This window comes from Kitasatospora sp. NPDC056651, from assembly GCF_042792155.1.
GTDB lineage: Bacteria > Actinomycetota > Actinomycetes > Streptomycetales > Streptomycetaceae > Kitasatospora.
In genome coordinates this window covers 22,049-28,066 of record NZ_JBHTWX010000081.1, presented here as the reverse complement: position 1 = coordinate 28,066, position 6,018 = coordinate 22,049, and the positions used below count along the sequence as shown (strand labels likewise).

Here is a 6,018-nt window from a genome sequence, read left to right as displayed (position 1 = left end):
CCCGCGGGGGTGCCCCCGGCCCGGGCGCCTCCGGGCCGCGGGGGCCCGCGGGCCCCCCGCCCCCCCCGTACCGGGCGGGGGGGCCGGTGTGGTAATGTTCCCGCATCGCCCGCCGCAGCGGTCCGGAGCGCCCGGCTCAGTGGATGATGCCGGTGCGCAGCGCGACCGCGACCATTCCGGCCCGGTCACCGGTGCCCAGCTTGCGGGCGATCCGGGCGAGGTGGCTCTTCACGGTGAGCGCCGACAGGCCCATCGCCACGCCGATCGCCTTGTTGGACTGCCCCTCGGCGACCAGGCGCAGCACCTCGACCTCGCGGCCGGAGAGCTCGCGGTAGGCGGCCTGCTGCGCGCCCGGCGCACCGGGGGCTCCGGGGGCGCCCGGCGCACCGGCCGCGCCCGGCATGCCCGGCATCCCGGGGCGGCGCATCCGGCCGGCCAGCCCGGCGGCGCCGAGCGGCAGGCCCGGGCGGCCCGGCATCGCGACGTTCGTCCGGGTCCCGGTCACCACGTAGCCCTTGACGCCGCCGGCCAGCGCGCTGCGCACCGCGCCGATGTCGTCGGCGGCGGACAGTGCCAGGCCGTTGGGCCAGCCCGCGGCGCGGGTCTCGGCGAGGATGGTCAGCCCGGAGCCGTCCGGAAGGTGCACGTCGGCGACGCAGATGTCGCGCGGAGTGGAGACCCGGGGGCGGGCCTCGGCGATCGAGGACACTTCGATCACGTCCCGGACACCGAGTGCCCACAGGTGGCGGGTGACGGTGTTACGGACGCGGGGATCGGCGATGACCACCATGGCGGTGGGCTTGGTCGGCCGGTAGGCGACCACGTTTGCGGGGTGCTCAAGAAGGACCGACACCAGGCCTCCTGCGGGGAGTGGCGGACGGAACCCCGAGGGGGCGGTCGGAGTGTTCCGCGTTCGGAAAGGGTCACAGTGTGCTTCGGCAGCAACCGTGCCCGGCTTTAGCGAAAGATCACGATCTAGTGAGTAACAATACGGACAAATCGCGCAAATGATTGATGCGACATGCCTGGTATTCGCACAAAATCGATCAGATTCGATGCCGATCGGTCGGTATCGACCGGTGAATTGACGCAGAGCGGGGTCCGAAGTCACACTCCGTCAGCTCCGGGGCACGCCCGTCAGCCCTGGGGGTGGCGTACCGGTCCCCGGGTGCCATCGGGGCCGGACACCACTCGTCAGTGCGACCGGGGGCGTCGCCGGGCCGGCATCGGGACCACTCCACCGAGTGACGGAACCTCGGTCGGGCCCTGCCCGGCCGGGGCGACCGGGGGCAGGCCGGCGCTGATGCACAGCAGGTCGGCCCAGGCACCCAGGTGCCGCTCGAAGCGGCCGTCGGCCGGCGTCCAGGAGGCCCGGATCTCGACCTCGGTCGAGGACGGGCGGTCCGCCAGACCGCCGAAGTACTGGGAGGAGGCCAGGGTCACCGTGCCGGACGGCTCCGCGTACCCGGCGCCGTGCGCCTGGAGGGCGTCCAGCAGCCACGCCCAGCCCACCTCGGAGAGCATCGGGTCGCCGGCCATCTCGGGCTCCAGCTCCGCCCGGGTCATCGTGACCACCCGGAACTCCCCGTTCCAGGCCTCCTGCCCCGCCGGGTCGTACAGCAGCACCAGCCGGCCGTCCGCCAGCTCCTCGCCGTCCACCTCGACCGAGGCGGTCACCGCGAACGAGTACGGGGCCAGCCGGCGCGGCGCCGGCGCGGGGGAGAGCTGCACCTCGGGCCGCAACCGGGCCCCGTCCAAGACCGCCACGGCCGCCCGGAACTCGCTCGGTGCCCCCTCGCGACCCGCTCCGCCACCTGCTCCGCCACCCTGTGAGGGGTGCCCTCCGACCGCTGCCATGACCCGAAGACTAGGTCGAAGAACGGGGTTATCGCCGCAACTTCTCTCCCAGCGGCGTGCCGGAACGGCAAACCCGGACAGATCTTGGAGGAACCCACGAGACCGGCCGGGAAACCGGGCCCGGCGCCCGTGCGAAGATTTGACGCGTGAGCGAGACAACGGCAGACACGACGGCGGCCACCCACCACGGCCCGACCACCCCCGCGCGCCGCGGCGCCGCGTACGACTCCGCGTTCCTGCGCGCCTGCCGGCACGAGCCGGTGCCGCACACGCCGGTGTGGTTCATGCGCCAGGCCGGTCGCTCACTGCCCGAGTACCTGAAGGTCCGCGAGGGCATCCCCATGCTGGAGTCCTGCATGCGGCCCGAGCTGGTCAAGGAGATCACCCTCCAGCCGGTGCGCCGGCACAAGGTGGACGCGGCGATCTTCTTCAGCGACATCGTGGTGCCGCTCAAGGCGGTCGGCATCGACGTCGACATCAAGGCCGGCGTCGGCCCGGTCATCGCCGACCCGATCCGCACCGCCGAGGACCTCAAGCGGCTGCGCCCGCTGGAGCCGGACGACGTCCCCTACATCACCGAGGCCGTCGGCCTGCTGGTGGACGAGCTCGGCGGGACCCCGCTGATCGGCTTCGCCGGCGCGCCGTACACGCTGGCCAGCTACCTGGTCGAGGGCGGGCCGTCGAAGAACCACGAGAACACCAAGGCCATGATGTACGGCCAGCCCGAGCTGTGGGCCGCCCTGGTGGACCGGCTCGCGGACATCACCTCGGCCTTCCTGAAGGTGCAGATCGAGGCCGGCGCCTCGGCGGTCCAGCTGTTCGACTCCTGGGTCGGCGCGCTCGCGCCGGACGACTACCGGCGCTCGGTGATGCCGTCCAGCGCCAAGGTCTTCGACTCCGTGGCCCACTACGGCGTGCCGCGGATCCACTTCGGCGTCGGCACCGGCGAGCTGCTCGGCCTGATGGGCCAGGCCGGCGCCGACATCGTCGGGGTCGACTGGCGGGTGCCGCTGAACGTCGCCGCCGAGCGGGTCGGCCAGGGCAAGGGCCTCCAGGGCAACCTCGACCCGGCGGTGCTGTACGCGCCCACCAAGGTCGTGGAGACCAAGGCCCGCGAGGTGCTGCACGCCGCCCAGGCGCTCGGCACCAGCGGCCACATCTTCAACCTCGGCCACGGCGTGATGCCGTCCATGGACCCGGACGCGCTCAGCCGCCTGGTCGCCTTCGTCCACGAGGCCAGCGCGCGCTGACCCCCGCGGTGGCGGCCCCCGGAACCGGGGCCGCTACCCGGCCGTGACCTCGATCCCGGCCCGGCGCAGCAGCGCCGCCGTCACCCCGTCGCCGGGGCGCAGCTCCCCGGTGAACGTCCCGTCGTACACCTGCCCGCAGCCGCAGGACGGGCTGCGCGCCATCAGCACCGCCCGCCGGGCCCCCGCCTCCTCGGCGACGGCGAGGGCCGCCCGGGCGCCGGCCAGGAACTCCCCGGTGAGGTCCGCCCCGGTCGCGTCCACCACCCGGGCCCGCCCGTCCAGCACGTCCGCGCCGTCCCCGCCCACGATCTCGGCCGGCGGCCGCGGCGTCGGCAACCCGCCGGCCCCCTCCGGGCACACCACCACGGCCCGCCCCTCCTCGACCAGCCGCACGGCCGCGTCCGCGGTCTTCGCCCGCCCGTCGTACCGACAGGGAATCCCGGCCAGACACGCACTCAACACGATCGGTTCCATGCGCCCGAGCCTACGGTGTGGCCGACCGGCCCTCCCGGGGCCGGTGGAGGCGGTAGAACAGTCGGGTGGGGGAGACGACGAATCACTTCAGTCACGCCGACGCCGGGTCGGTCTTCCAGGCGCGGACCATGGTCGTGAACCAGCTCCCCGCGTCCGCAGCCGAGCCGCCGCACGCGTCGGCCCTGCCGGCGGCCGGGATGCTGGTCGGCCGGGAGGCGGAGCTGGCCGAGGTGCTGGCGGTGCTGGACCCGGCGGGGGACGGCAGGGTGCGGGCGGTGGTCCTCTCCGGGATCGGCGGGGCGGGCAAGAGCGCCCTCGCCGTGTCCGCGGCGCACGACGCCCAGCGGCGGGGCTGGTTCACCGGTGTCCTGTACGTCACCCTGCACGGCTACGCGCCGCGGTCCGGCGGCGAGGTCGCCGCGCCGGAGATCCTGCTGCGCCAACTCGGCGTGCCCGACGGGGAGATCCCCCAGGACCAGGCCGGCAGGGAGGCCCGCTACCGGACCGAACTGGCCGGCCGGGCCCGGCGCGGGCAGCGGTTCCTGGTCGTGGTGGACGACGCGTCGGCGGCCGAGCAGGTCCGTCCGCTGGTGCCCGCCGACCCCGCGCACCGGGTGCTGGTCACCAGCCGCCACGTCCTCGCCGACCTCGACGGCGCCCGGCTGCTGGAACTCGGCGGGCTGGCGGACGGCAGCGCCGTCGACCTGCTGGACCAGGTGCTGCGCGACGCCCGCCCGACGGACGGCCGGGTCGCCGCCGAACCCGGGGCGGCCGCCGAGGTCGCCGAGCGGTGTGCCGGACTGCCGCTCGCACTGCGGATCGTCGCGGCCCTGCTGGCGAGCGAACCCGAGCAGCCGGTAAGGGAGTTGGCGGCGATCCTGGCCGACGCCCGGGGGCGGCTCGCCGAGCTCGACTACGGCGGCTCGCTGGCCGTCCGGGCCGCCTTCGACCTCTCGTACGGCCACCTGAACGCCGAGCAGGCGAGGATCTTCTCCCTGCTCTCGCTCGCCCCCGGCCCGCACGTCGGCCTGGAGGCGGCGGTCCACCTCGCCGGCCGGCCGGAGGGCGTCGTACGACGCGCGCTCGGCGAGCTCCGGCGGGCGCACATGATCGAGCAGGAGACGCTGTCCCACCACCGGCGCTACCGCTTCCACGACCTTCTGCGGCTGTACGCGGTCGAGCGGGCCGAGTCGGACCTGTCGGCCGCGGAGCGGGAGACGGCGGTCGACCGGGTGCTGCGCTTCCACGTGCGCGCCGCCCACGCGGCGCAGACCCTGCTGGGCGAGAACGAGCAGTTCCGCGCGCCGCTGCTGGCCTGGTTCGACGCCGACCTGCCCTGCCTGGTGGCGGCCGTCGAACTGGCCTCGGCCACCGGCCGGGCGACAGTGGCGCAGGACCTGCCCTTCTCGCTCGTCGAGTTCTTCGAGCTGCGCAGCCGCTGGGACGCCTGGAGCACCTGCTACCGGCACGCCGCCGCGGCGGCCCGGAGCCTGGGGAACGGACGGAAGGAGGCCGCGGCGCTGAACGGCCTCGCCGCCATCCGCACCGAGCTCGGTGCGTACGACGAGGCGCGGGAGCACGTCGTCGCGGCGCTCGCGCTGCTCCGGGAGTCGGAGGACCGCGAGCTCAGGATCGGCGCGCTCAACCAGCTCGGCGTGATCGAACGCGGACAGCGCCGCTTCGCCCGGGCGGTCGAGCTGCACGAGGAGGCTCTGGCCCTCTGCCGGTCCGCCGACGACCGGGACGGCGAGGCGATGACCCGGCACAACCTGGGCAGCGTCAGGGTCGAGCAGGGCGCGTACCAGGACGCCCTGGAGCAGTTCCTCCTCGCCCTGGAGACGTGGACGGCCACCGGTGACACCCGGCGCGCGGCCCACGTGCGGAGCAACCTCGGGATGGTCTACCGGCGGCTCGGCCGTCAGCCGGAGGCCATGGCGGAACACGAGACCGCGCTGGAGGTCGCCCGGGCGGACGGGAACCTCCGGGAGGAAGGCCGGCTGCTGAGCAACATCGGCCTGGTCCTCCTGGAACTGGAGCGGTACGACGAGGCCCTGGAGAACTTCGACCGCTCCCGGGACCTGCTGCGGTCGGTCGGGGACCGCCCGGGCGAGACCAACGCGCTGCAGCTGATGGGCGCGACGCACCTGGTCGCCAAGGACTACGACCGGGCGTTCGAGTGCGGTGCCCGGGCCCTGGAAATGGCCCAGGAGCTCGGCGACTGGGTCCGGGAGATCCGCATCCTGATGATCCTCGGCCGCTGCCTGCTGCGCCTCGGCGACCGGGAACAGGCGGTCGACTGCTTCGAGTCCGCCCTGTCCATCGCGACCGAGCACGCCGACGACCTGCTGATCGCCCAGATCTGGACGTTCATCGGCCGCAAGGACGTCCCGGTGCCGGGAGTGCAGCGGATTGAGGGTCCGGTGTAAAGACCTGGGAG

The 6,018-nt window shown here is 74.2% G+C and carries 5 protein-coding genes; 2 read left to right on the top strand and 3 right to left on the bottom strand.

Annotated elements, in window-relative coordinates:
• Positions 1-136 precede the first annotated feature (136 nt).
• Together ACFRAR_RS27180 and ACFRAR_RS27175 are read right to left on the bottom strand one after the other, a co-directional pair.
• Positions 137-853 (bottom strand): response regulator transcription factor, encoded by a 717-nt coding sequence (locus ACFRAR_RS27180; RefSeq protein WP_316527151.1) that lies wholly within the window; start codon positions 851-853, stop codon positions 137-139.
• A gap of 341 nt (positions 854-1,194) precedes the next feature.
• A complete protein-coding gene (locus tag ACFRAR_RS27175; protein ID WP_380700825.1) occupies positions 1,195-1,857 on the bottom strand; it encodes a DUF3000 domain-containing protein in 663 nt (220 codons plus the stop codon).
• A 146-nt stretch (positions 1,858-2,003) separates the two neighbouring features.
• On the opposite strand from ACFRAR_RS27175, the gene hemE reads away from it, so the two are divergent.
• Positions 2,004-3,107 (top strand): uroporphyrinogen decarboxylase, encoded by a 1,104-nt coding sequence (hemE, locus tag ACFRAR_RS27170; RefSeq protein ID WP_380700824.1) that lies wholly within the window; start codon positions 2,004-2,006, stop codon positions 3,105-3,107.
• Positions 3,108-3,140: 33 nt separating this feature from the next.
• Here the strand turns inward: hemE and ACFRAR_RS27165 are convergent, their stop codons facing one another.
• A complete protein-coding gene (locus ACFRAR_RS27165; protein WP_380700823.1) occupies positions 3,141-3,581 on the bottom strand; it encodes a DUF523 domain-containing protein in 441 nt (146 codons plus the stop codon).
• Between the two features lie 65 nt (positions 3,582-3,646).
• Here ACFRAR_RS27165 and ACFRAR_RS27160 point away from each other — a divergent pair, with 65 nt between their 5' ends.
• The gene (locus ACFRAR_RS27160; RefSeq protein ID WP_380700822.1) at positions 3,647-6,007 is read left to right on the top strand and encodes an ATP-binding protein; all 2,361 of its coding nucleotides are present in this window, start codon (positions 3,647-3,649) and stop codon (positions 6,005-6,007) included.
• The last annotated feature ends 11 nt before the right edge of the window (positions 6,008-6,018 follow it).